The organism is Roseateles chitinivorans (assembly GCF_050632145.1).
Taxonomy (GTDB): Bacteria; Pseudomonadota; Gammaproteobacteria; order Burkholderiales; family Burkholderiaceae_C; genus Roseateles; species Roseateles chitinivorans_B.
Map to the genome: position 1 here is coordinate 1,939,677 of NZ_CP192577.1, position 23,920 is coordinate 1,963,596.

The window sequence follows — 23,920 nt, forward strand, 5'->3', positions numbered from 1 at the left end:
GGGAGAAGCGAACGCGGCATCAGGTTCATTGGAAGCGCGATTAGGCCAGATCGCCCCACGGGCCGATGGCGTAAGGGAATGTCATGGTGCGACCGGTAGAATCCGCCGCGCTTAACAGGACGCAGACAGATGCTTTATCCCGAACTCTTCAAGCAACTCGAGGCCGTGCGCTGGAACATGGACACGGATATCCCGTGGGACAAGTTCGACGCGTCCAAGCTGACTGACGACCAGGCGCGCACGATCAAGATGAACGCGATCACCGAGTGGTCCGCCCTGCCTGCGACCGAGATGTTCCTGCGCGACAACAAGGACGACAGCGACTTCTCGGCGTTCATGAGCGTCTGGTTCTTCGAGGAGCAGAAGCATTCGCTGGTGCTGATGGAATATCTGCGCCGCTTCCGTCCCGACATGGTGCCGACCGAAGCCGAGTTGCACGAGGTGCGTTTCGAGTTCGACCCGGCGCCGGCGCTGGAAACGTTGATGCTGCACTTCTGCGGCGAGATCCGCCTGAACCACTGGTACCGCCGCGCCGCCGAATGGCACACCGAGCCGGTCATCAAGGCGATCTACGAGACCCTGTCGCGTGACGAGGCCCGCCACGGTGGCGCCTACCTGCGCTACATGAAGCGCGCGATGACCAAGTTCGGCGACGAGGCGAAGGCCGCGTTCGCGAAGGTCGGCGTGCTGATGGCTTCCGCACGCCGCACGGCGCAGGCGCTGCACCCGACCAACCTGCATGTGAATGCCAAGCTGTTCCCGCGCGACACCATCCAGAGCCGCCTGCCCGATCCGGAATGGCTGGAGCGCTGGCTGGACAAGCAGATCCAGTTCGACACCGTGTGGGAGAACAAGGTGGTCGAGCGCATCCTGCACAACATGAGCCTGCTGATGGAGCGCAGCTTCGCCAGCGTCCAGGAGCTGAACCGCTTCCGCAAGGAACTGACGCAGCGCCTGGCCCAGGCGGCGCAGCAGGCGCAGGCCGGCGACGCCGCGCCGCAGGCGACCTGACCCCGCGCTCATCCCGATCGCACGACGATCGCAAGAAGGCCCGCTGATGCGGGCCTTTTCTTTTCCGTCCGCAGGAGGGCGCGGCACTCGCACATGGCCCCGGGACATGCGCGCGGAGCCGGAGACGGCCACAATGCGTCATTCCTCTTTCCTCTTGTTCCAAAGCCATCCGCCGAACGCTCATGAAGTATCTGCACACCATGGTCCGCGTGACCGACATCGAAGCCTCCATGAAGTTCTATCGCGACGCGCTGGGGCTGCTGGAAGTGCGCCGCAGCGAGCACGAGGCGGGTCGCTTCACGCTGGTCTACCTCGCCGCGCCCGGCGACGAGGATGCCCAGATCGAACTCACCTACAACTGGGATCCCGAGGCCTACACGGGCGGTCGCAACTTCGGCCATGTCGCCTATGCGGTCCCGGACATCTACGCGGCCTGCCAGCGCCTGATGGACGCCGGCGTGACGATCAACCGCCCGCCGCGTGATGGCCGCATGGCCTTCGTGCGTTCGCCCGACAACATCTCCGTCGAACTGCTGCAGGACGGCCCGGCGCTGCCGCCGGCCGAGCCGTGGATCTCGATGGCCAACACGGGCGCCTGGTAATGATTCGAGCGCTTGCCCCCCTGTTGCTGGCCGTGCCGCTGGCCTGTGCCGCGCAGGCGCAGGGCAAGCTGCTGCTGACCGGCGGTGTGAGCAGCATCGACGGCGCGGCCGGTGGCGGCCTGACCCCGTGGGCGCTGACCGGCAGCTATGCCACCAGCGGCCAGATCGGCGCCACGGCCTACTTCACGCGCCTGCCGGTGCAGGACTACAGCCTGTCCGGCTACGGCGCCTCCGTGGCCTTCGGCGAGCGTGCCGAGCTGTCTCTCGCGAAGCAGGACTTCAGCGCTGGCGGCACCGGCGCGGCGCTGGGGCTGCCGGGGCTCCGCCTGAAGCAGACGATCCTCGGCGCGAAGGTCCGGCTGGGCGGTGACGCCGTACTGGATGCCGACACCTGGATGCCGCAGATCGCGCTGGGGGTCGAGTACAAGCACCTCGACGCCGGCGGTCTTGCGCCGACGCTGGGCGCGCTCGGCGCCAAGCGCAACGGCGTGGATGTGTACCTGAGCGCCACCAAGCTGTTCCTTGCGCAAAGCACCTTGGTGAACTTGACGCTGCGCGCGACGCGGGCCAATCAGAACGGCCTGCTGGGCTTCGGCGGCACGGCCAGCAGTCGGTATTCGCTGATGCCTGAGATCTCGGTCGCGTACCTGATCAACAAGGAATGGGCGATCGGCGCGGAGTACCGGATGAAGCCCGACAAGCTCAACCCGTCCGTCCTCGGCGACGGGTTGCGTGAGGACGACTGGAAGGACGTGTTCGTCGCCTGGGCGCCGAACAAGCATGTCTCGCTGACGGCGGCGTATGTGGACCTGGGACGCGTGGTGCCCGGCATCCAGCCGCGCCGTCAGCGCGGGGTCTACGGGTCGATCCAGTTCGCGTACTGATCCCCGGCGCGGTGCTGGCGCCGTCACGACGAATCGACGAGGAGGCCTGGACGATGCGATCTGCTCGAAGGATCTGGACGGCCGGCGCGCTGGCGCTGCTGCTTGGCGTGGGTGTCCACCATGCCAACGCGGCGGACGACGCGCTCTACCGCTCGCTCGGCGGCGAGGAGGGCATCGCGCGCATCGTCGACGGCATGATCGATCGCGCCTATGCGGACGACCGGATCAAGAAGAAGTTCGACGGCGTCAATCCGAAAGCGCTGAAGGAATCGATCCGCAAGCAGTTCTGTCAGCTCAGCGGCGGCCCGTGTGCCTACGACGGCGAGACGATGGTGAAGTCCCATGCGCACCTGGCGCTGGACAAGGCCGACTTCAATGCGCTGGTCGAGGATCTGCAGTTCGCCATGGACGACCAGAAGGTGCCGTTCACGGTGCAGAACCGCTTGCTGGCGCTGCTGGCGCCGATGCATCGGGACATCATCACGCGGTGATGGGCGACGACCGTCGACGACGGATCGACAGAAAGCAGAAAGCCCGGCAGAGCCGGGCTTTCTTGAATCTGGTGGCCAAGGGCGGAATCGAACCACCGACACGCGGATTTTCAATCCGCTGCTCTACCAACTGAGCTACTTGGCCGTGAGACTGGGTCTCGCTCCGTTGTTCCAGGTCTTGCGTCCTGTGCCGAACAACGAAGACAGCGACTATAGCACTAAATTCCGCTGCCGCGCTTGTTTCTCGACAAATCGACGCCGAGTTGCTTGAGCTTTCGGTACAGGTGGGTGCGTTCCAGGCCGGTCTTCTCGGCAACGCGGGTCATCGAGCCGTTCTCCTTGGCCAGATGGAATTCGAAGTAGCTCTTCTCGAACGCATCGCGTGCCTCGCGCAGCGGACGGTCGAGTTCGAAGACCTGTTCCGATGCCAGGCCCTGGTGCGGCAGCGGCGTCACCGGGGCGAGGCCCGCCGTCTGGACGGGCAAGGTGCCCGTCGAGAGGGGCGGCAGCGTCTCGGGACGCGGGTAGCTGTTGCCGATCACCGTCCCGATCACCGGCGCCGCCGGTGGCGCCGGCCGCGGCGTGGTCTTCACCAGTGCCTGCTCGACCGCGCGCAGCAGCTTCTGCAAGGTGATCGGCTTCTCCAGGAAGGCCATCGCGCCGAACTTGGTCGCTTCGACCGCCGTGTCGATCGTGCCGTGGCCGCTCATCATGATGACCGGCATCGTCAGCTGCCCGGTGCTGCCCCACTCCTTGAGCAGCGTGATGCCGTCGACGTCCGGCATCCAGATGTCCAGCAGGACCAGGTCCGGGCGCGCCCGCTCGCGGCTCGCCCTCGCCTGCTGGGCGTTCTGTGCGAGTTCGATGGTGTGCCCCTCGTCGGAGAGGATTTCGGACAAGAGGGCCCGGATGCCCAGTTCGTCGTCAACAACAAGAATGGTTGCCATGTATGCCTACTGTTCACGCGGCCGAGGCGCGTCCTGCGCAGGGCTCGGTGCAGTCGCGAGTTTTGAAAATGATAACGAAACTTGTGCGCCACTCGGCGGCTGATCGGCACCGCCGGACGCTGGGAGATTCACCAAGCGGATCCGCGCACCGTGCTCATCGGCGATTTTCTTCACCACCGCGAGCCCCAGCCCCGTGCCCTTCGTCTTGGTCGTGACGTAAGGCTCGAAGGCGCGCTTCAACACGTTCTCGGCAAAACCTGGCCCGTTGTCGACGATCACCAGCCGCAGCGCCCGCAGCTCGCCGGACTCCGTCAACGCCTTCTGGGTCCGCACCGTCACGTGACCGTCCGGACGATGGCTGACCGCGTCCAGCGCGTTCTGCACGAGGTTGTGGATCACCTGTCTCAGTTGTGGTGCGTCGCCCAGCATCAGCGGCGGATCGGTCGCCAGGTCCGCATTCAATTGGCCGGCCTCCTGCGCTTCGGCGTACAGCGTCAGCACTTCGGCGACCAGCCCGTTCAGGTCCAGCGGCGCGAGCTTGGCCGCCGGAAGCCGAGCATAGTCCCGGAATTCATTGACCAGCTGCTTCATCGCCTGCACCTGGTTGACGATGGTGCCCACCGATCGCACCAGCATCGCCTGGTCATTGCCTTCGAGCTTGGATTCGAGCTTGAACTGCAGGCGCTCCGCCGACAGCTGGATTGGCGTCAGCGGGTTCTTGATCTCGTGCGCGAGCCGCCGCGCCACCTCGCTCCACGCCGCGGAGCGCTGCGCCGACACGACCTCGCTGATGTCGTCGAACACCAGCAGCCGCGCGTCCTGCGGCAGCAGCGCGCCGCGCACCAGCAGCGTCAGCGCGGTCTTCTCGTCGAGCTGCAGCTCGAACGAATCCTGCCAGTGCTCGCGCTCGCCGGCTTCCGGGCTGCTCTGCAGCTCGAAACGCTGCCAGATGTCCTTGCCGAAGGCGGCCAGCACCGGCAGATCCTCCAGCGGCCGGCCCACATAGGCCGACAGCGGCAGCTTCAGGATGCGCGTCGCGCCGGGGTTGACGGTCTCGATGCGGCGCTCGGCATCGAACACGATCACGCCGGCCGTGAGGTTGTCGAGGATGGTCTGCACATGCGTGCGCGCACGCTCCAGCTGCGTCACGCTGAGCTCGACCAGCGCGCGCGCATCGGCCAGCTGCTGCGTCATGTCCGCGAACGACCGCGTCAGCCCGCCGAGCTCGTCGCGCGAGCGGAACACCGGCTTGGCCTTCAGGTCGCCGGTCGCGACCTCGCGCATGCCCTCGGCCAGCAGCAGCAGCGGTTGCACCAGCTGGTTGGACAGCGCCACCGCCAGCAGCAGCGCCGCGAACACCGCCAGGATCAGCACCAGCGTCAACGTGTTCAGGTACATGCGCCGCAGGCCGTCGCGCAGCAGCGAGCGCTGCAGGTACTCCTGGTTGGCCGCGGACACGTTCAGCGCATTGCTGATCACCTTGCCGGAAATCTGCTTGACGACCATCAGGTAGCGGTCGCTGTTGGTCAGCTGCAGCGCGCTGCTCGGCAACAGCGCCAGCGAGCGGATGCGTGCGTCGCCCTGCATCGCCGCCTGCTCGTCCTCCAGCCCCTCCAGCCGCGAGGCGATGCCATTGCTGCGTGCCTGCGAAATCAGCGCGGCACTGGGGCGGGCGGGGATCTCGCTCGACTCGCCGCCGGCGGACAACATGACCTGGCCGTTGCCCGCGACCAGCGCGACGCTGCGCGCGCCCATCTGGTCGCGCAGGCGCTCCAGTGCGAGCGGCGCCAGCGCACCGTCCTCCCAGCGTTCGGCGGCGGCGCGGGTTCGCGTGGTCTGTTCCGTGCGCAGGTTCTCGAGCGTGTCCTGGCCCAGTGCCAGGCCCGCCTCCAGCGCACTGGCGAGGCGCTGGTCGAACAGGCTCTCGATGCTCCGGTTCACGAACTGGAAGGACACCGTGTAGATCAGCAGGCCCGGCACCACGCCGACGATCGCGAAGATCCCGGCGAGCTTGAGCAGCAGGCGGCTGCCGAAGCGTCCGCGCTTCACCCGCAGCGCGAGCCGCGTCCCGGCGACGCCGATGACGATGATCAGCGCGGTGGCGACGGCCACGTTGACCCAGAACAGCCAGATGAAGTGGCGCTCCAGGAAGCCGCGCTGCGCGGTCGTGCTGATGGACAGCAGGAACACCAGCATGCCGCAGGCGCCCGCGATCGCGGTCACGGAGATCAACCACGCCAGGCGCGCCGACTTGGTCACGGGTCAGGGTCCTTGCTGAATCAGGGGGATCGGAGGAGCGGCGAAGAGGCGACGAAGACGCGGCGGATGCACAGGGACGTGGGCCAGGCAGGTCAAGGAGGTGGGGTCCGCGCGCTCAAGGCTGCGGTCGGTTCGGCGGCGGCGTGGATGGTGCCTCCAGCGACAGTGTGAGATTGCGGTCCACGCTCAGCGCCCAGCCCTGATTGCCGCCCAGGCCGATCTGCATCGGTCTCGGGAGTTGCGCGGTGTCCAGCTTGTAGCTGAACTCCAGGTAATAGCGGCCGTCGTCCTCGATGTCCTTGGTCTCGGCGACGCGCCATCCGGACACGCCGCGCAGCGACGCGATCGCCTCGCCCAGCGTGTCGAAGCTCTGGTGCAGGCCGCCGGTGCTCACGCGGTACTGGCGTGTCAGCGGCTGCCAGGTCAGGCGCCAGGTCCGGGTGGCCTGGGCGACGCGGGCATCGCGCCAGTACCAGCGGTTGCGCAAGACCTGGACCTCGGCGACGAAATACACCGCCACGCCCTTGAGCAGGGCCTCCTCGGCCTGCCGGGGCAGCTCGAAGCGGGTGCTGAAGCTGACGGCCAGTCCGTCCTCGACGCGCTCCGCGTTCAGCACCTGCAGCGCCACGCCCTGGGCCAGCGCCCAGCCGTGCAGCGCCAGCAGCGCGCCGACCAGGGTCAGGCGCTGCCACCAGGAACGCAGCGGAACGGAACGGGACGGCGGGGACACGCGGGCGGATTCAGGGGGAAGTTCTCGGGTCAGGTCTTCTGCAGCAGCGCGTAATAGAAGCCGTCGGTGACGGCCGGCGCGCCGGAGGCGGAGTCCTGCGGACCATTGTCCGCGAGCGGCAGCAGATGCCCGGCCCCCTGGTCGAACTGACGTGACCGCGCATCGCCATGGCGTTGCAAAAACGCGTCGATCTGGTCCTGGCCTTCCGCCTTGAAGACCGAGCAGGTCGCGTAAAGCAGCCGGCCGCCGGACTTGAGCAAGGGCCACAGCGCCTCGAGCAGCTCGGCCTGGATCCGTGCGAGCGACGGGATGTCGTCGGGCCGGCGCAGCCAGCGCACGTCCGGATGCCGGCGCACGATCCCCGACGCGCTGCACGGCGCGTCCAGCAGGATGGCGTCGAAGGGGCGGCCATCCCACCAGGCGGCGGTGTCGCGGGCATCGGCGGCGCGCACGGCGCCCTCGAGCTTCAGCCGCTGCAGGTTCTGGCTCACCCGGTCCAGCCGTTTGGCATCGGCGTCCAATGCCAGCAGATCGAGGCGGTTGCCGGCGAGTTCCTGCAGGTGGGCGGTCTTCCTCCGGGGGCGGCGCAGGCGTCGAGCACGCGCGCGCCTTCGCCGAGTGCCGGCCATGCCTCGCCCGGGGACAGGTCTTGCGGCTGCCGGTGACCCAATAGGAGCGGGGCGGCCAGTTGCGCCGACGCATCCTGGACCGACGCATGTCCGCTGTCGAACCCGGGCAGGGCCTGGACCGGACGCGGCTCGTCGAGCACGACCGCCTGCGGGAACAGCGCGCCGGCCGGGTGAGCGGCGATACCCGCTTCGCGCAGGCGGGCGAGGTAACCCGGCAGGTCGTCATGCGCCGGATTGACCCGCAACGTCATCGGCGGCTTCTGCTGATTGGCTTGAAGCAGGCCTTGCCACTCGGCAGGCCAGTCGGTGCGCAGGCGGTCCTGCCACCAGCGCGGATGGTTGAAGCGGGCGACGGGATCCGCTTCGGCGGCGGCGACCAGCGCCTCCCGCTCACGCAGGAAACGTCGCAGTACCGCGTTGACGAAGCCTGCGCTGTTGGGCGCGCGCTGACGCACGGCATGCACGGCCTGGTCGACGAGCGTGTGATCCGTGTAGGCGGCTTCGCCCGGCCACAGCAGCGCCAGCGCCGTCACCAGCAGGGCATCCACGCGTGGCGGGGGATTCTTGGGAGCGAGAGCGGCACGCACCACCTGGGCGGCGCCGAGGCGTCGCAGCACGGTGAAGCTGAGTGCCTGCACGCCGGGGCGGATGTCGGCGGGGCAACGTGCGAGCCACTCGGTCAGCGAGTGGCCGTCGCGTACGGCCTGGACCGCATCGGCGGCGCTGGCCAGCAAGCGATGGAGCGGCGGCGCACCGCCGGCGGAGGGATTCTTTGGGGAGGGGGCAGACACCGGTGGAGTTTAGTGGCGATGGCAGCGAGCGCTTGTGGGGCCGGAATGGTGCTGGGGGTTCGCGGACGCGATGCCCCCTGCACCGTGGAGTGCCCGCGCTTGGCAACCCGCAGTGAAGCACCTAGCTTTCGCCATCCCATTCGGAAGCCGCGACAATCCTGCCCATGACGAGCACCCTGATCCTGAGCCCCGAAGAACTGGCCGCGCTGCCGGCCTCGGACCGCATCCGCTACCGGCTGGTGAAGGCTGGCAAGCGCCACCACGCCAACGACAACATCGCGGAATTCATCGAGGCCGGCGAACTGGACCAGCTGCAGGCCGAGGTGCAGGCGCGGATGCACGAGGTGCTGCAGTCGCTGGTGATCGACACCGTCAGCGATCACAACACGCAGGAGACGGCCAAGCGCGTGGCGAAGATGTTCGTGAAGGAGGTCTTCGCCGGCCGCTACGCGCCGCCGCCGCCGGTGACCGAGTTCCCCAACGCCGAGCGCCTGAACGAGCTGATGATCGTCGGCCCGATCACCGTGCGCAGTGCCTGCTCGCACCACCTGTGCCCGATCATCGGCAAGGTGTGGATCGGCCTGCTGCCGAGCGAGCATTCGAACCTGATCGGCCTGTCCAAGTACGTGCGCCTGACCGAGTGGATCATGAGCCGCCCGCAGATCCAGGAAGAGGCGGTCGTGATGCTGGCCAACGAGCTCCAGGACCGCGTCAAGCCGGATGGTCTCGCGATCGTGATGGATGCGGACCACTTCTGCATGCACTGGCGCGGCGTCAAGGACATGGACTCGACGATGACCAACAGCGTCATGCGCGGCTCCTTCCTGAAGGATGCGACGCTGCGCGCGGAGTTCCTGGCGCTGATGAAGAACAAGAAGGGCTGAGCGCTCCCGCGACCGATGGAAAGGGCCCGCCTGACGGGCCCTTGTCGTTTCCGCTCAGAGGCTGCGTGCCTCGCTGAAACCGACGAAGCTCATCAGCACGCGGGTCGGGAACTGCCGGATCGCCGCGTTGTAGGCGTCGACCGCCTGGTTGAAGACCTGCCGCGAGAACGCGCGCTGCCGGTCGATCATCTTGAGTTCGTCGACGGCGCCGCCCAGGTCCGGATCGATGTTCAGTTCCGCGTGGTGCTCGACCAGCGACACCATCCGCGTCAGCGCGGCGCCGTGCACGGCCGCGGCGATCGCCAGTTGCGCCACCGGGTCGGCCGCGTACGGCCGGGTCCGCACCGCCTGCGTCGCGGCCTTCGCTTCCGCCTGCGCGGCGGCCAGCGCATCGAGGCTGGCCTGCTCGCTCGGCAGCCGGTCGCGCAGGCGCTCCAGCAGCAGGTCGCCGTGGGCGAAGCGGCGCGTCAGCGCGTCATCCAGCTGCGCGAAGGCCTTGCCGATCTCGTTGCGCAGCAGCATCACGCGGTTGTAGGCGCCGATGCTCCAGAACGCCAGCACGGCGGCGAGGCCCCACAGCCACCAGTTCAAGTGCCATCCGGTCACGTCGTTCATGGCGTCGTCCGCGTCGCGGTGCTCAGGGCGCCCCGACCGGGCCGGCCGGCTTGCCGAGCTGGAACTCGTTCCAGCCCTTGGCGCGCAGCTCGCAAGCCGGGCAGTGGCCGCAGCCCCAGCCCCAGGCGTGCCGGGTCTTGCGCTCGCCGAGGTAGCAGGTGTGGGTGTGCTCGATGATCAGCTCGTTGAACGCCTCGCCGCCGAGCGACTCCGTCAGCGCCCAGGTCTGCGCCTTCGTCAGGAACATCAGCGGCGTGTCCAGCGTCATCGGTGTGTCCAGCCCCAGGCTCAGCGCGACCTGCAGCGCCTTGAGCGTGTTGTCGCGGCAGTCCGGGTAGCCGGAGAAGTCCGTCTCGCACATGCCGCCGACCAGCACCGACGCGCCGCGCCGGTAGGCCAGCGTCGCGGCGAAGGTCAGGAACAGCAGGTTGCGGCCGGGCACGAAGGTGTTCGGCAGGCCGTTGGCCTGCAGCTCGATCGCGCGTTCCTGCGTCAGCGCGGTGTCGGAGATCTGGCCGAGCAGGCTCAGGTCCAGCAGGTGGTCCTCGCCGAGCTTGGCCGCCCATTGCGGGAACTGCGCGGCGATCTGCGCGCGCACGGTCTGGCGGCAGTCGAGCTCGATGCGGTGCCGCTGGCCGTAGTCGAAACCCAGGGTCTCGACCTCGGCGAAACGGTCCAGCGCCCAGGCCAGGCAGGCGGTGGAGTCCTGGCCGCCGGAGAACAGCACCAGCGCCTTGCGGCGCGAGGCGTGGACGGCGGGGATCGGGGCGGTGGCGGCGTCGGACATGGGGAGATGGCGGGCAGGGGACCCGCGGTTGTCGGGGAAAGCGGCAGGCCGGAAGTGTGCCAGCACCGTGATAGCGTCGTCCGCCTCAAGGAGGAAAAAGCAATGCAACGAGTGTTCATGGGGGCGCCATCGCCGCAGTCACGGCCGCGTTCACCATTCCGTCCGCCGCGGCGACAGGACCATCCGCCGGAGCGTCCTCTCAAACCGCGTCCGCGATCGCCCAGGTGCTGCTGTATCCGGGCGGCGCCCAGGTCGATCGCACGCTGCGCGTGCCGGCGGGTGCGAGCCAGGCGCGCTTCGCCTGCCTGCCCGCCGGATTGGAGCGGGACGCGCTGCAGGTGCAGGCGCCGAGCGGCGTCAACCTGGGCGAGCTCAAGATCGAGCGTGCCGCGCGCGACACGCTGCCCGAATGTCGCCAGCGCGATCCGCGCGTCCGCGAGATCGAACAGCAACGCACCGCCGTCGAGGCGGAGATCGCCGGCGTCGACCTCGCACTCGGCTACCTGAAGGGCCTGTCGGACCGCGAGGCCCGGCCCGGGCCCGCGCTGGCGGCGAGCCTCGACACACTGCGCCGCAGCGCGCAGGACCTCACCGTGAAGAAGCAGGCGCTGAAGGAGCGCCTGGCTGATCTCGGCAACGATCTCACGGCCGCGAAGGCTGAGGCGCCGACCGCTTCGTCCACGGTGTCGGTCGTGACCCTGCGGCTGTCGACGGCGCAGGGCGCCGACATCGGACTGTCCTACCGCGTGCCGACCGCCGGCTGGCAACCGCAGTACCGGGCGCGGCTGGACACGGCGACCAGCGCGCTCTCGATCGAGCGCCTCGCGCAGATCGCGCAGAGCAGCGGCGAGGATTGGATCGACGTGAAGCTGAAGCTGTCGACCGTGCCGCCGCGCCAGACCGTGTCGTCCGCGCCGATCGAGCCCTGGACGCTGGCGATGGCGCGGGAACGGTTCGCCGAGATGGCGGAACGCGACGCCCGGTCGCGAGTCATGCTCGCGCCGAAGCCGGCCATGGTGCCCGCGCCGGTGGTGGATCTGGCGAGGATCCAGGTCACCGGCTCGGCCGTCGCGCCGCAGGTGCAGTTCGATCCGAGCGTCTTCGAAGGCGAATTCGGTGCTGAATACGACCTGCCGCAGCGTGTCACGCTGCGCGCGGACGGCGCGATGTCGACGGTCACGCTGGGCCGCATCGCGGCCGAGCCGCGGCTGCTGGCCCGCGTCCAGCCCCGGACCGCGGAAGCCGCCTACCTGATCGCCGAGCTGCCGCGCCCGCAAGGGTCCTGGCCGTCGGGGCCGGTGCAGCTCTTCCGCGACAACGCGATGATCGGCGAGACCCTGCTGCAGTTCGGCACCGAGACCACCTGGACGTTGCCCTTCGGCACCGACGAGCGTCTGCGCGTGCGCGTCGAGCCGGACAAGCGCGACGGCGCCAACAGCGGCTTCATCGGCGCGCGCCGCGAGGTCGTGGTGACCCGGCAGTGGCAGGTGGAGAACCTGCGCGGCCGCCCGGTGACGCTCCAGGTCCTGGAGGCCGCGCCGGTGCCGGAGCACGAGGACATCCGTGTCCAGTCGCAGTTCACGCCGCCGGTCACGAAGGCCGGCTGGCGCGACCAGCCCGGCATCCAGATGTGGGAGCTGCCGCTGGCGCCGAACCAGACGCAGCGCTTCCAGGCGGTCTACAAGATCAGCGTGCCGAAGGACGCCGCGGTGTCCGGCATGCCTTGAACGATCCCGGGCCCGCCAAAGGCCCGTGCAGCGTGCTGACGCTGGCGTTGGCGCGCAGCGACGTTGAAGGCCCGGGCGGGATCAGCCCCTGATCTCGCCCTGACCGAGCACCACCCACTTCATCGACGTCAGGCCTTCGAGGCCCACCGGGCCGCGGGCGTGGAACTTGTCGGTGGAGATGCCGATCTCGGCGCCCAGGCCGTATTCGAAGCCGTCGGCGAAGCGGGTGCTGGCGTTGACCATCACGCTGGCCGAATCGACCTCGCGCAGGAAGCGCATCGCGCTGACGTGGTTGGTCGTCAGGATCGCGTCGGTGTGGTGCGAGCCATGCCGGTTGACGTGGGCGATGGCCTCGTCGAGCGAGTCCACCACCTTGATGCTGATGATGGGCGCCAGGTACTCGGTGTCCCAGTCCTCGGGCGTCGCGGGCTTGAGGAGGTCGCGCGGCACCGCTTCCAGCAACGCCAGCGTGCGTTCGCAGCCGCGCATCTCCACGCCCTTGGCCGCGAACACCATGCCGATGCGGGGCAGGAAATCCGCCGCCTGCTTCGCATGGACCAGCAGCGATTCGGTCGCGTTGCAGGGGCTGTACTTCTGCGTCTTCGCGTTGTCGACGACGGTCACCGCCAGGTCCAGGTCGACCTCGGCGTCGACGTAGCTGTGGCAGTTGCCGTCCAGGTGCTTGATCACCGGCACGCGCGCCTCGCGGCTGATGCGCTCGATCAGGCCCTTGCCGCCGCGCGGGATGATGACGTCGACGTGGGCGGGCATCGTGATCAGCAGGCCTACCGCGGCGCGGTCGGTCGTGTTGATCAGCTGCACCGCGTCGCGCGGCAGCCCGGCTTCCTCGAGGCTGTCCGCCACCAGCGCGGCGAGCGCCAGGTTGCTGTGCAGCGCCTCGGAGCCGCCGCGCAGGATGCAGGCGTTGCCGCTCTTGATCGCCAGCGAGGCGGCCTCGATGGTCACGTTGGGGCGGCTTTCGTAGATCATGCCGAACACGCCCAGCGGCACGCGCATCTGGCCGACGCTGATGCCGGTCGGTCGGCGCTTCATGCCGGTGATCTCGCCGATGGGGTCGGGCATGGCCGCGATCTGGTCGCAGCCTTCGGCGACGGTGGCCAGCACCTTGGCGGTCAGGCGCAGGCGGTCGACCATCGGTGCTTCCAGGCCGGCGGCGGTCGCCGCGGCGAGGTCGCGTTCGTTCTCGGTCGCGAGCGCCGGGCCGGCCTCGCGCAGGCGGCGCGCGAGGGCCGTCAAGGCGAGGTTGCGGGCGGCGGTCGGGGCGGCGGCCATCAGCGTCGCGGCCGCGCGGGCCGCCTCGCCGACGCCGGTCATGTAGGCGCTGAGGTCGGTCATAGGTCTTGGATTCTGACCGATGCCCCGCTCCCGCCGCCGCGCCGGGGCCATCGAAAGCCGCAAGGAGAGCCTTCGCGGTGTCACCCCTGTCCTGGCACGACTGTCACCCATGTCCCGGCACATCGATGGAGGGGGCGGCGGGGCGAGGGTTTGTCCCAGGAGCCCGGCGCTTGCCGTGGCGTCGTTCGATCTTCTACAGTTGTAGTACGACAGGTGTAGAAATACGGGATCCGACGATGGACGAGTCGATCAACGACGACGGCAAAGGCGACGTGTCGCTCAGCGAGCTGCAGCTGGCGCTGATGCGCGTGCTGTGGGCGCGCGGGCAGGCCAGCACGGCCGAGGTGGCGGAAGCGCTGCGCGACCAGCAGCGCCCGCTCGCACACACGACGGTGGCCACGCTGCTGACGCGCCTGGAGAAACGCGGCCTGATCGCCAGCGAGCGCGACGGTCGCGCGCTGGTCTATCGCGCCGCGGTCAGCGAGCCGGAGGTGCAGCGATCGATGGTGTCGGGGCTGCTGAGCACGCTCTTCGGCGGCAAGCCCGAAGCGCTGCTGAGCCATCTGGTCGCGGAAGGCGGACTCGGCGACGATGACCTCGCCAGGATGCGCGCGTTGCTGAAGAGCAAGGGAGGCCGCCATGATTGAAGCCTTGACCGGCTGGCTGTTGAACTACCTGTTGCACAGCACGGTGCTGCTGGGCGGCGTCTGGGCGCTCGAACGCGCGGGCTGGCTGAAGCATCCGACATGGCGCGAGGCGCTCTGGCGGGCCGCCTTTTTCGGCGCCGTGCTGACGGCGAGCGTGCAGCCGCTGACGCAGGTCACGCGGATCGCGCTGCCCGATGTCTGGGCGTCCGCATCCGGACAGGGCGGCACCGGTCAAGGCGGGCGAATCGAGGTGGCCTCGGGCCCCGTGCCGTCGTCGGGCGTCGAGCGCGAGGCGCCTTCCGCGCAGTCGCCGACCGGGACGCCGCTTCCTTCCGACACGTCATGGCCCTTCGAGCGTCCGGCCGCTCAACGGGTCGTCGTCACCGATCACGCGGTCGACATCGGCGATGAGTCGATGGTCCGGCGTCGCGAATTCCTGCGCGACGGCTTCGCCGCGCTGCTGCTGTCCTGGCCTCTGGTCGCGCTTTCCGGCATCGGGTTGACCTTGTTCCGCTGGCTGGCGTTGCGCCGGCAGGTGCGCGCGCTCCTGATCTGCGACGACGCCGAACTCGGCCGGGCCGCGACGGAACTCGCCGCCATCGCCGGTGTGCGCACGCCGACGCTTCGCCTGAGCCCGCAATGGGCCAGTCCCCTGGTCGCACCCGGCGGGCAGGTCTGCCTGCCTCAACGCCTGATGCGCAGGCTTGACGGCCAGCAGCGCGTGGCGGTCCTCGCGCATGAGATCGCCCACCTGCGTCGGCGGGACCCGGCCTGGCGCCTGGCAGCCCGGCTGGTGTCGCAACTCGGCTGGCTGCAGCCGTTGAACCGCCTGGCGATGCGCCGGCTGGACCTGCTCGCCGAACTGGCTTGCGATGCCTGGGCCGCTGCGGAGGCTGGCGCCATGCCGCTGGCCGAGGGACTCTACGTCTGCGCCCGCGACATGGCCGCCGCGACGGTCGCGGCCGACGACCGACGCGGTGCCCGCCCGATGCCCGCGCTGGCCAGCGCCATGGCGGCCGCCCGGTCGCCGCTGATGGCACGGATGGATGCGCTGCTCGAAGGCTCGCCGACGGCGGGCACCACGCCCGGCCGCCGCCGCCTCGGCCGTGTGCTGATCGCCGGTGGCCTGTGCGCCGTCGCGCTGGCCGTGCCGATGCTGGTCATCGGCAAGGCGCCCCGGCTCAACGTCGACCTGAGCGGCGTCAGCGGCGCGTTCTCGTCGGCGTTCAGCGGCATGAAGGTCACGCGGCAGGTCACGATCGGCGACGGGGTCGAACGCCGTGTGAACTACGCGGGCGATCTCGAGTTCAACGGCGACGAGACCGACGTCGTCTCGCTGGCCGACACGCTGTCGATCATGGAACGGGCCGACGGCGTGACGCGCCGGGTCGAGATCACCGCCGACGGCAAGGGCGGGCAGGTGCGCCGTTTCTGGCTGGACGGCGAGATGACGCCGATCGATGCCCATGCGCAGGCGTGGATCAGCGGCCAGATCGGCCTGATCGCCGAGAGCGCCCAGGGCAGCGGACCGCGCGTGGCGCGCCTGCTGCGCCAGGGTGGCACCGAGGCGGCGCTGGCGGACATCGGCAACGCGCAGGAGGCGAGGGTGTGCCGCAGCCGCATCGAGGCGCTGCTCGACAGCGACCCGCAGAGCGACGACACCGTGTCGCAGTTGATCGCGCTGGCCGGCGGGATGAGGGACGACTTCCAGCGTCGCACGGCATTCGTTGCGCTGATCGAGCATCGGACGCTCGCGTCGGGGGCGCAGCGCGAGTTGCTGGAACTGGTCCCGACGCTCAAGGGCGATGTCGATCGTCGCCTGGTGCTGTCGGCGTTGTCGCCCCAACTGGCCGACGATGCCGCCGTGATGACCGCGTGGCAGCAGGCGGTGGGTGGCTTCGACGGCGACGTCGACAAGCGCCTCGCGATCGTCGCGCTGATCGACGAGGACCACGAGGCCACGCCGGAGCGCCTGCGCACCGCGATCGCCGCGACCGGCATGATCGGGGGCGACTTCGATCGCCGCACCGTGCTCACGGCGGCAGCGCATCGGATGGGTGGGGACGCGGCGACCTACGCCGCGTCGTATGTCGATGCGGTGCGGGCCATCTCGGGCGACTTCGACCGTCGTTCCGCGTTGATCGCGTTGATGGACGAGACCGGGGTCGATCGCGAGGTCGATCGCGAGGTTGCGCTGCAGGTGCTGCGGGCCACGGGCAGCATGAGCGCGGGCTTCGACCGCGCCGAAATGCTGATCGCGCTGGCGGCGCATCTGCCGGCCGAGCCGGAGGTGCTGGCGCAGTACCGGCAGGCCGCGCGCGGGCTGAGCACGCACGACCGCGGCCGCGTGGAGGCGGCGATCGATCATCTGGCGCCGTCCTGACTCCCATCCCGAGGTGCTGCTGTTCTAAGTCGCTTTCCTGCCGCTGACGCGTCTGTCCGCTGGATGGCGGGGCCGCTGGGCGATTCGGCGGCGCAACGGACAACGGGCGCCGAGGCGCCCGTTGTCGTTGGTGCCCGCGCGGTGTCAGCGCGGGAGTTGCCGGCCCATCACGGCTTCGCGGCCGAGGCCGGCGTCGCCGGCGCGGTCACATCGACCGGCGCGCCTTGCAGGTCGCGGATCTCCAGGGGCTTGCGACCGAAGGCCTCCAGCTGCGGCAGCACCTTCGCCTTGTCGCCGACGGCCACGACGATCAGTGCCGCGGGATCGACGTAGGTCTTCGTCGCCTTGTAGGCGCTGCTCGCGTTCACGGCGCCGTACTTGCGCGGCAGCGAGGTGATGCTGTCCGCCGGCGCGCCGACCGCCCACTCGCTGGCATAGCTCGAGGCCACGACGCGGTTGGTGTCGAACAGGCCCGGCAGCGCCAGCAGCTGCGCGTTGCGCACGCGGTTCAGCTCGTCGGCGCCCATCGGCTTGGCGCGCATGCCGTCGATCTCCTTGAACATGTCGGTCAGCGCCGGGCCGGTGACGTCGGTGCGCACGCTGCCGCGGATGCCGAACAGGCCGCTGTCGCGGTTCATCGTGTAGGCCGAGTAGATGCCGTAGGTGTAGCCCTTGACCTCGCGCAGCTGCGTGTTGATGCGCGACGTGAAGAGACCGCCCATCGCGGCGTTCATCACCTTGATGTCCTCGGCGTCCGGCGTGCCCGCCTTCGGGCCGGGGGCGACGACGCTCAGCGCGGTCTGCGGCGCATTCGGCTTGTCGACCAGGATCACGCGGGCGGCGACCGGTTGCGGCGCGGCCGTGTCGACCGCGGCGGCGGTCGTCGCCGGACGCTGCCAGTTGCCGAACAGGCGCTCGGCCAGCGACTTCAGTTCGTCGGCCGAGATGTCGCCGGCGACCACCAGCGCGGCCTGGTCGGGCCGGTAGTGCGTCGACCAGAACTGGCGCAGCGCGGCGGCGTCGGTGGCCTTGATCGAGGCCTCGTCGCCGATGGCGGCCTTGGCCAGCGGATGGCCTTCCCCGTAGATCACGCGGTTGGCGACGACCGAGGCCACCGCCGGCGCCTGCTCGCGCTGCTGCTGCAGCGCGGCCAGGCGCTGGTTCTGCAGGCGCGCGATCTCGCCGGCGTCGAAGGCCGGGTGCAGCGTCACGTCCGCCATCAGTGCCAGCGTCTGCGCGAAGTTGCGCTTCAGGCTGCTCGCCTCGATGCGGGCCTCGTCGCGGCCCGCGCCGGTGCTGATCGCCGCGCCCAGCGCGGCGGCCTCGTCGGCGATCTGCTGCGCGGTGCGGGTCTGCGTGCCCTGCTGCAGGATGCCGGCGGTGAAGCTCGACAGCCCCGGACGGTCCGTCGGATTGGCCGTCTGGCCGGCGCGCACGACCAGCGTCGCGCTCACCAGCGGCAGGCCCGGGTTCGGCACGTGGATCAGCGTCAGCCCGTTGGCCAGCGTCAGCCGCTTGCCTTCCGGCAGCACCGAGGCCTTGGCCTTGCCGCCCTTGGGTTGCGCCTTGCGCCAGGCGACGTCGGGATTCATCGACTCGCGTTCGCCCTTGGCCGCCTTCTCGGGCACCGGCGGGGTCGGCACTTCCGGCGCCAGCTTCTGCTCGCCCGGCGTCGCCAGCACGACGACGCGGGCGTTCTTCTTCAGCTGCTGCGCGACGACGTCGCGGATCTTCTCCGGCGTGATCGCCTGGTAGCGCGCCAGGTCCTTGCCGATGTAGTTCGGGTCACCGGCTTGCTGGTTGTAGTAGTTGATCTGGTCCGCGAGGGCCTGGACCTTCTCCAGCCGCGCCAGCGTGCCGGTCTCGATGGCGGCACGGGCACGCGCCATCTCTTCGGGCGTGGGCGGATTGAGGGACAGCTCCGCGACCGCGTCGTCGACGATCTTCTGGATCTCGTCCAGCGACTTGCCCGGACGCGCGATCACCTCGACCGAGAACACCGAGCCCAGCGACAGCGAGTACTGCTGCACCTGCACCGACTGCGCCAGCTGCTTGTCGTAGACCAGCGTCTTGTAGAGGCGGCTGGACTTGCCGCCGCCCAGCACGTGCGAGGCCAGGTCCAGCTCGGCGTCGCCGGGCTGGAACACGGCCGGGGTGTGCCAGGCGATGTCCAGGCGCGGGAGCTCGATGCGGTCGGTGACCTCGACGCGCTTCTCCTCGGTCAGCTTCGGCTGCGGGACGTTGACCGGCGGCACCGGGTCGCCGGCCTTCAACGGGCCGAAGTACTTCTGGACCAGCTGCTTGGCCTGCGCGGGATCGAAGTCGCCGGCCAGCACCAGGGTCGCGTTGTTCGGGCGGTAGTAGCTGCGGGCGAAGGCCTTGACGTCGTTCAGCTTGATCGACTGGATGTCGGCGTGCGAGCCGATCACCGTGGCGCGGTACGGATGGCCTTCGGGGAACAGCGCCTGGTACAGCGCTTCCTCGACGATGCCGTAGGGACGGTTCTCGACGGACTGGCGGCGCTCGTTGCGCACGACGTCCTGCTGGTTGGCCAGCGACACCGAATCGACCTCGTCGATCATGTAGCCCAGCATGTCCGACTTCAGCCACAGGCCCAGTTCGAGCTGGTTGGACGGCAGCGTGAAGAAGTAGTTCGTGCGGTCGAAGTCGGTCGAGCCGTTGGAATCGGTGCCGCCGGCGGCGTCGATGATCTTGTCGGCCGAGCCGCGCGGGATGTGGCGGGTGCCGGCGAACATCAGGTGCTCGAACAGATGCGCGAAGCCGGTCTGGCCCGGGGCCTCGTTGCGCGGGCCGGCGTGCACCCACAGGTTGAAGGCCACCAGCGGCAGGCGGTGGTCCTCGACCAGGATCACCTCGAAGCCGTTGGCCAGCTTCACCTTCTCCAGCTTCACGTTGAGCGTGCCGCCGACGGTGGAGACGGCGCTGGTGCCGGCCGCGGCCGGCGCGGCCAGGGCCGCGGAGGTGACGGCGGTACCGCCGAGGGCGGTCAGGACGGCCAGGGTGATGGCGGCGGGTGCCGCGGGCATGAATCGCATGGTGGGACGCTTCCCTTCTATGTTGGTGCGGTGCACGCTAACCAAAGCGGGCCACCGTCACAAGTGCCGGAACTCTGAAAGATCAAGGTTCGGCGAGTTGGAACCAGCGGGGTGGCTGGAGCCACGTCAGGGCCTCGTCCAGACGAGGCCCGGTCAGACCGCCGTTGTCAAAGCGGGCGCAGCATCAGCTGCTGGTGGAGCGGCAGCGGTACGGCGCCCAGCGCGCGCAGTGTGGCACCGCCGAGGTCTTCGCGCTGCAACTGCGGCACGCGCAGGCGGCGCTCAGGGTACACGGCGGCGAGGGCCTGGATCAGCGCGCGGGCGTCGACCTCTCGCGGGGCGATGAAGCTGTGGACCATGATGGTCTCGTCGGGGAGGCTGAAGACGATCTGGCTGTCGGCGGTCTGCCAGCCGTGATAGTCGATGCCATGCCGGATCGTGGCCGCGGTGACCTGCAGCGGCAGGTCGGGGATGCGGGACTCGGCGGCTTCCAGCCAGCCCAGCAGATGCGGCATGTCGATCGCGTGGAGCGCGCCGCCCGTCGATGGCGCGATCGTGCCGGGCTCGGCCACGAAGCCGAAAAGGTCGTGCTGCTTCCGGAAACCGCGTCCCTCATACAGGCGTCGCGCGCGCTCGTTCTGCGCGAAGACTTCGAGCTCCACGGCCCGCATGCCGGCAGCGGCTGTGCGGGCGATGACATCGTCGAGCAGCGCGGGTGCCGCGCCGGTACCCCGCGCGGCGGGCAGGGCACCCATGGTCGCGAGGCGCCAGCGGTCGGACGCCGGCCGCGGCGCGACGAACGCGAACGCCAGCGGCGCGCCGCTCGCGTCGAGCGCGACACGCGACAGCGGCAGATCGACGCCCTGGCGCGCGAGGAACATCGGCCACTGAGCGAACGGGATCTGGAACGGGCCGATCAGGTAATCGGCGAACGCGCCGGTGAACGCGGCGTGGAGGATCTCCGGCGCGACTTCGTCGCCACGGACGAAGGCGAACGTGGATGCCGCGCTGGAAGGGGTCGTCGATGCCGTCATGTGGTCCTTGCGGTCGTCCGTGGGTCGGTTCTTGCGTCAGGAAGCGGCGACCGGCAGCGGAGGCTCAGGTCAGCCACGCCGGGATCGCCAGCCAGATCGGCGCCGTGGCCGCGAACAGCAGCGTGCCCAGCACGATCGCGCCGGAGGCTTCGGCCTCCAGCGTCCGGTAGCGTTGCGCGAACATCATCGCGTTCGATCCCGGCGGCAGCGCGGCCATCATCACGATCACGGCGAGCGGCATGCCCGACAGCCCGAAGCCCCAGTGCGCGATGCCCAGCACCAGCGCGGGCAGCACCAGCAGCTTGAGCGCGGCCAGGCCGAGCAGCGTGCGCATCGCCCCGCGCGGCAGGCCGTAGTAGGACAGCGACATCCCGATCAGCACCAGGCACAGCGGCACCACCGCGCTGCCGAGCATCTGCAGCACCTCGTCGAGCACGGCCGGCAGCGGGATCCCGGTGGCGTGCCACGCGAAACCGCAGAGCACCGGCAGCACCACCGGATGGATGACGGTGTTGCGCATCGTCGTGAGGAGGGTGCGCTTCAGGCTCGCGCCGCCGCTGGTGTGGCGGGCCAGGTCCATCTCGACGAGGACGGTGGCGATGGTCAGCAGCGTCAGCGCATGCAGGCTGACCACGGTGATGTGGACCGCGAGGCCGCTCTCGCCGAACACCCCCGCCACCAGCGGCACGCCGACCTGCAGCGTGTTGCCGAAGCTGGCGGTGATGCTGCGCACGGCCGGGGCGGCGGGGCTCTCGGGATGGCGCTTGCGTTCGTACAGGTAGACGGCGGCCAGCATCAGCACCACCGGCGCGAAGAACGCGGCCACGGTGAGCCAGGGCAGTGCCGAGATCTCCACGCGCGCGGTCGTGCGGAACATCAGCGCGGGGACGAACAGGTAGAACGCGATGTTCGAGAGGATGCGGGCCGGGTCGTTCTCGCCGCCGGCCTTGCCCAGCCAGCGCATGTGCCCGACGAACCAGCCCATGCCTGCGGCGATGAAGATCGCCAGCAGCTTGTAGAACAGGACGGCAGTCATGGCGAAGGAGTATGCCGTTCCGCCTTCGCGCCCTGCGCGTCGGGCGCACAGCGCCGGTCAGGACGCCAGCGGCAGTTCCAGCGCGAAACTGAACCGGCTGCCTTCGTCCGGCGAGGTCTCGACCGTGATCTCCCCGCCCATGAGCCGCACCAGCTGCTGGCTGATCGCGAGTCCGAGCCCGGTGCCGCCGGTGCGGCGCGACTGGTCGGCGACCTGCTCGAACGGTTGGAACAGGCGGTCCATCTGCTCCGGCGCCATGCCGATGCCGGTGTCGGAGACGGTGAAGCGCAGCACCAGGCTGCTGGGGCCCTGCGCGACGATGTCGACGGCCAGGCCGACACGGCCATGGTCGGTGAACTTCACCGCGTTGGAGAGCAGGTTGAGCAGCACCTGACGCAGCCGCTGCCCGTCCGCGCGCACGCGCGAGGGCAGTTGCGGGTCCAGCTGCACGGCGAAGGTCAGGCCCTTCTCGGCCGCGCGCGGCCGCATCGATTCGCTGCAGATCTCCAGCAGCGCCCGCAGGTCGAGCGGGGCCAGCTGCAGCGTCAGCTTGCCGGCCTCGATGCTGGCGACGTCCAGCAGGTCGGTGATCAGCACCAGCAGGTGTTCGCCCGATTCGCGCATCAGGCGGATCCGCTGCTGCTGGGCCTGCGTGAGCGAGCTGTCCATCTGCAGCAGCTGCGCGAAGCCGAGGATCGCGTTCAGCGGCGTGCGGAACTCGTGGCTCATCGTGGCCAGGAAGCGGCTCTTGGCCTGGTTCGCGGCCTCCGCGCGCTGCTTGGCCTGGGACAGCTCGACGGTGCGCTCGGTGACCAGCTCCTCGAGATGGTCGCGATGCTGCGTCAGTTCCTGCTCCGCCTGGCGTCGCAGCGTGATGTCGCTGACCAGGCCCTCGATGCGCGGCGCGCCGTCGAGCACCAGGTGGAGGCTGAGTTCCACCCACAGGTCCCGGCCCTCGCGGGTCGTCACCAGCAACGGCACCTGCTGCAGCAGGCGGTGCCGCTCCAGCGCGCGCGCCAGCCGGCGGTATTCGTCGCGCTCGATGCGCACCATGCGCTGCAGGGTCGCGCCTTGTGCGTCCTCGGGACGGCCCAGTCCCAGCATCAGGGCCAGCGCCTTGTTCACGCGCAGCAGCCGCCCGTGGCCGTCGGCCTGGAAGATGCCTTCGGCGGCGTTCTCGAACAGGCTGCGGTAGCGCTGCTCGCTGCTGCGCAGCCCTTCGGCGAAGTCGCGCAGCTTGCCGCTCATCGCGTTGAGCTGCTCGGTCAGGTCGCCGATCTCGTCGGCGTGTTCGGGCTCGATGTGCGCGCCGAGCTCACCGCTCGCGACGCGCTGCGCCAGTCCGCGCAGGCGCGAGACCGGGCGTTCCACCAGCCGCCGCACCAGCACGTAGCTGGTCAGCGCGATCGCCAGCAGCACCGTCGCCAGCAGGCTGGCGACCAGCCGGCGCGTCTCGCCCAGCGTCTGGTCGATGTAGTGGCGCGTGTACACCAGCGTGGCGCGGCCCAGCGCGCCCGCCGGGCCCTGCGTCCCGGCGCGGTGGCTGAGTTCGAATTCCAGCGTCAGGGGACGCACGGCCGGCGTCTGGCGCGTGCGCTGCAGCGTTTCCAGTCCAGGGGCGGCCAGCGAGATCGACTGGACCTCCGGATCCGCCATCACCGCGTCCAGCAGTTCCGACAGCGCGGCGCTGTCCAGGTTCCAGACGGGCTCCGCGAAGCCGCGCGCGACCAGCTGCGCCATGCGCTGCTGGCGCTCGACCAGCGCCGTGTTGAGTTCGTGCTCGTGGCGGTCGACCCAGTACAGGCCGATCAAGCCCACCAGCACCGTCGCGCTGAGGCTCAGCGCGGCGACCAGCCGCGTCTGGATGCTCAGCGTCGATCGACCCATGACCGCATGCCCTCTCCTGAATCGCAAAATTGTTTGCGGTCGAGTGTCGCGCAAATGCGAGGCGCGTCCGGGGCTTGAGGCACGAACCGACCCCCCAGGATTTCACGGGTTGCGATTTGGGGGAGCGCGAAAGGTCCTCCGGCGCCCACCGGTTCCGGACGGGG

Annotated in this window: 17 protein-coding genes, 1 tRNA gene and 3 pseudogenes; 8 read left to right on the forward strand and 13 right to left on the reverse strand. The window is 69.6% G+C overall.

Going from position 1 to position 23,920, the window contains the following annotated elements:
- The first annotated feature begins 129 nt into the window (after positions 1-129).
- From ACQ86G_RS08930 to ACQ86G_RS08945, 4 genes are all read left to right on the forward strand, one after another.
- Positions 130-1,011 carry a ferritin-like domain-containing protein gene (locus ACQ86G_RS08930; RefSeq protein WP_431260249.1) on the forward strand — a complete coding sequence of 294 codons (882 nt, stop codon included), beginning with the start codon at positions 130-132 and terminating at the stop codon, positions 1,009-1,011.
- 182 nt (positions 1,012-1,193) lie between these two features.
- Positions 1,194-1,613: a VOC family protein gene (locus ACQ86G_RS08935; protein WP_431260250.1), complete on the forward strand. Its 420-nt coding sequence runs from the start codon at positions 1,194-1,196 to the stop codon at positions 1,611-1,613.
- Positions 1,613-2,497, forward strand: a complete 885-nt coding sequence (locus ACQ86G_RS08940) for a DUF3034 family protein (RefSeq protein ID WP_431260251.1) — start codon at positions 1,613-1,615, stop codon at positions 2,495-2,497. Before ACQ86G_RS08935 ends, ACQ86G_RS08940 begins: the two co-directional genes overlap by 1 nt.
- Positions 2,498-2,550: 53 nt before the next feature.
- Positions 2,551-2,988: a group I truncated hemoglobin gene (locus ACQ86G_RS08945; RefSeq protein ID WP_431260252.1), complete on the forward strand. Its 438-nt coding sequence runs from the start codon at positions 2,551-2,553 to the stop codon at positions 2,986-2,988.
- A gap of 69 nt (positions 2,989-3,057) precedes the next feature.
- On the opposite strand, the gene ACQ86G_RS08950 is transcribed toward ACQ86G_RS08945, so the two are convergent.
- The 6 genes and pseudogenes from ACQ86G_RS08950 to rsmB all read right to left on the reverse strand — a co-directional run bounded on the left by ACQ86G_RS08950 (position 3,058) and on the right by rsmB (position 8,344).
- Positions 3,058-3,133: transfer RNA gene (locus tag ACQ86G_RS08950), tRNA-Phe, on the reverse strand.
- Positions 3,134-3,206: 73 nt separating this feature from the next.
- Positions 3,207-3,392: pseudogene (locus ACQ86G_RS08955) on the reverse strand (helix-turn-helix domain-containing protein); the annotation flags it as partial.
- A 261-nt stretch (positions 3,393-3,653) separates the two neighbouring features.
- A pseudogene (locus ACQ86G_RS08960) lies at positions 3,654-3,935 on the reverse strand (response regulator); the annotation flags it as partial.
- Positions 3,936-3,941: 6 nt separating this feature from the next.
- Positions 3,942-6,194: an ATP-binding protein gene (locus tag ACQ86G_RS08965; RefSeq protein ID WP_431260253.1), complete on the reverse strand. Its 2,253-nt coding sequence runs from the start codon at positions 6,192-6,194 to the stop codon at positions 3,942-3,944.
- 115 nt (positions 6,195-6,309) lie between these two features.
- On the reverse strand, positions 6,310-6,924 hold the full coding sequence (locus ACQ86G_RS08970) for a DUF4390 domain-containing protein (RefSeq protein WP_431260254.1): 615 nt from the start codon (positions 6,922-6,924) through the stop codon (positions 6,310-6,312).
- A 29-nt stretch (positions 6,925-6,953) separates the two neighbouring features.
- Positions 6,954-8,344 (reverse strand): annotated as a pseudogene (rsmB, locus tag ACQ86G_RS08975) (16S rRNA (cytosine(967)-C(5))-methyltransferase RsmB).
- Between the two features lie 164 nt (positions 8,345-8,508).
- Here rsmB and folE point away from each other — a divergent pair.
- Positions 8,509-9,228 carry a GTP cyclohydrolase I gene (gene folE, locus ACQ86G_RS08980; RefSeq protein WP_431260255.1) on the forward strand — a complete coding sequence of 240 codons (720 nt, stop codon included), beginning with the start codon at positions 8,509-8,511 and terminating at the stop codon, positions 9,226-9,228.
- A gap of 54 nt (positions 9,229-9,282) precedes the next feature.
- On the opposite strand, the gene ACQ86G_RS08985 is transcribed toward folE, so the two are convergent.
- Together ACQ86G_RS08985 and queC are read right to left on the reverse strand one after the other, a co-directional pair.
- Positions 9,283-9,843 (reverse strand): LemA family protein, encoded by a 561-nt coding sequence (locus ACQ86G_RS08985; RefSeq protein ID WP_431260256.1) that lies wholly within the window; start codon positions 9,841-9,843, stop codon positions 9,283-9,285.
- Positions 9,844-9,865: 22 nt separating this feature from the next.
- A complete protein-coding gene (queC, locus tag ACQ86G_RS08990) occupies positions 9,866-10,630 on the reverse strand; it encodes a 7-cyano-7-deazaguanine synthase QueC (RefSeq protein WP_431260257.1) in 765 nt (254 codons plus the stop codon).
- Positions 10,631-10,854: 224 nt separating this feature from the next.
- Here queC and ACQ86G_RS08995 point away from each other — a divergent pair, with 224 nt between their 5' ends.
- Positions 10,855-12,357, forward strand: coding sequence for a DUF4139 domain-containing protein (locus ACQ86G_RS08995; RefSeq protein WP_431260258.1), 1,503 nt, complete (start codon positions 10,855-10,857; stop codon positions 12,355-12,357).
- 81 nt (positions 12,358-12,438) lie between these two features.
- Here ACQ86G_RS08995 and ACQ86G_RS09000 read toward each other — a convergent pair whose 3' ends face one another.
- The gene (locus ACQ86G_RS09000) at positions 12,439-13,713 is read right to left on the reverse strand and encodes a glutamate-5-semialdehyde dehydrogenase (protein WP_431260259.1); all 1,275 of its coding nucleotides are present in this window, start codon (positions 13,711-13,713) and stop codon (positions 12,439-12,441) included.
- A 236-nt stretch (positions 13,714-13,949) separates the two neighbouring features.
- On the opposite strand from ACQ86G_RS09000, the gene ACQ86G_RS09005 reads away from it, so the two are divergent.
- Together ACQ86G_RS09005 and ACQ86G_RS09010 are read left to right on the forward strand one after the other, a co-directional pair.
- Positions 13,950-14,360: a BlaI/MecI/CopY family transcriptional regulator gene (locus ACQ86G_RS09005; protein ID WP_431260260.1), complete on the forward strand. Its 411-nt coding sequence runs from the start codon at positions 13,950-13,952 to the stop codon at positions 14,358-14,360.
- Positions 14,353-16,743: a M56 family metallopeptidase gene (locus ACQ86G_RS09010; RefSeq protein ID WP_431260261.1), complete on the forward strand. Its 2,391-nt coding sequence runs from the start codon at positions 14,353-14,355 to the stop codon at positions 16,741-16,743. Before ACQ86G_RS09005 ends, ACQ86G_RS09010 begins: the two co-directional genes overlap by 8 nt.
- Positions 16,744-16,910: 167 nt before the next feature.
- Here ACQ86G_RS09010 and ACQ86G_RS09015 read toward each other — a convergent pair whose 3' ends face one another.
- The 4 genes from ACQ86G_RS09015 to ACQ86G_RS09030 form a co-directional block, all read right to left on the reverse strand.
- Positions 16,911-19,799: a M16 family metallopeptidase gene (locus ACQ86G_RS09015; protein WP_431260262.1), complete on the reverse strand. Its 2,889-nt coding sequence runs from the start codon at positions 19,797-19,799 to the stop codon at positions 16,911-16,913.
- Positions 19,800-19,966: 167 nt separating this feature from the next.
- On the reverse strand, positions 19,967-20,833 hold the full coding sequence (locus ACQ86G_RS09020; RefSeq protein WP_431260263.1) for a GNAT family N-acetyltransferase: 867 nt from the start codon (positions 20,831-20,833) through the stop codon (positions 19,967-19,969).
- Between the two features lie 64 nt (positions 20,834-20,897).
- Positions 20,898-21,869 carry an AEC family transporter gene (locus ACQ86G_RS09025; protein ID WP_431260264.1) on the reverse strand — a complete coding sequence of 324 codons (972 nt, stop codon included), beginning with the start codon at positions 21,867-21,869 and terminating at the stop codon, positions 20,898-20,900.
- Positions 21,870-21,926: 57 nt separating this feature from the next.
- Complete coding sequence (locus ACQ86G_RS09030) at positions 21,927-23,756, reverse strand: ATP-binding protein (protein ID WP_431260265.1); 1,830 nt, start codon at positions 23,754-23,756, stop codon at positions 21,927-21,929.
- Between the last annotated feature and the right edge of the window lie 164 nt (positions 23,757-23,920).

Coding starts and splice junctions, on each gene's coding strand:
- ACQ86G_RS09000 (WP_431260259.1), bottom strand. CDS start 13,713: ATGACCGACCTCAGCGCCTACATGACCGGCGTCGGCGAGGCGGCCCGC.
- ACQ86G_RS09010 (WP_431260261.1), top strand. CDS start 14,353: ATGATTGAAGCCTTGACCGGCTGGCTGTTGAACTACCTGTTGCACAGC.
- ACQ86G_RS09020 (WP_431260263.1), bottom strand. CDS start 20,833: ATGACGGCATCGACGACCCCTTCCAGCGCGGCATCCACGTTCGCCTTC.
- ACQ86G_RS09015 (WP_431260262.1), bottom strand. CDS start 19,799: ATGCGATTCATGCCCGCGGCACCCGCCGCCATCACCCTGGCCGTCCTG.
- ACQ86G_RS08985 (WP_431260256.1), bottom strand. CDS start 9,843: ATGAACGACGTGACCGGATGGCACTTGAACTGGTGGCTGTGGGGCCTC.
- ACQ86G_RS08945 (WP_431260252.1), top strand. CDS start 2,551: ATGCGATCTGCTCGAAGGATCTGGACGGCCGGCGCGCTGGCGCTGCTG.
- queC (WP_431260257.1), bottom strand. CDS start 10,630: ATGTCCGACGCCGCCACCGCCCCGATCCCCGCCGTCCACGCCTCGCGC.
- ACQ86G_RS08940 (WP_431260251.1), top strand. CDS start 1,613: ATGATTCGAGCGCTTGCCCCCCTGTTGCTGGCCGTGCCGCTGGCCTGT.
- ACQ86G_RS08935 (WP_431260250.1), top strand. CDS start 1,194: ATGAAGTATCTGCACACCATGGTCCGCGTGACCGACATCGAAGCCTCC.
- folE (WP_431260255.1), top strand. CDS start 8,509: ATGACGAGCACCCTGATCCTGAGCCCCGAAGAACTGGCCGCGCTGCCG.
- ACQ86G_RS08930 (WP_431260249.1), top strand. CDS start 130: ATGCTTTATCCCGAACTCTTCAAGCAACTCGAGGCCGTGCGCTGGAAC.
- ACQ86G_RS09005 (WP_431260260.1), top strand. CDS start 13,950: ATGGACGAGTCGATCAACGACGACGGCAAAGGCGACGTGTCGCTCAGC.
- ACQ86G_RS09025 (WP_431260264.1), bottom strand. CDS start 21,869: ATGACTGCCGTCCTGTTCTACAAGCTGCTGGCGATCTTCATCGCCGCA.
- ACQ86G_RS09030 (WP_431260265.1), bottom strand. CDS start 23,756: ATGGGTCGATCGACGCTGAGCATCCAGACGCGGCTGGTCGCCGCGCTG.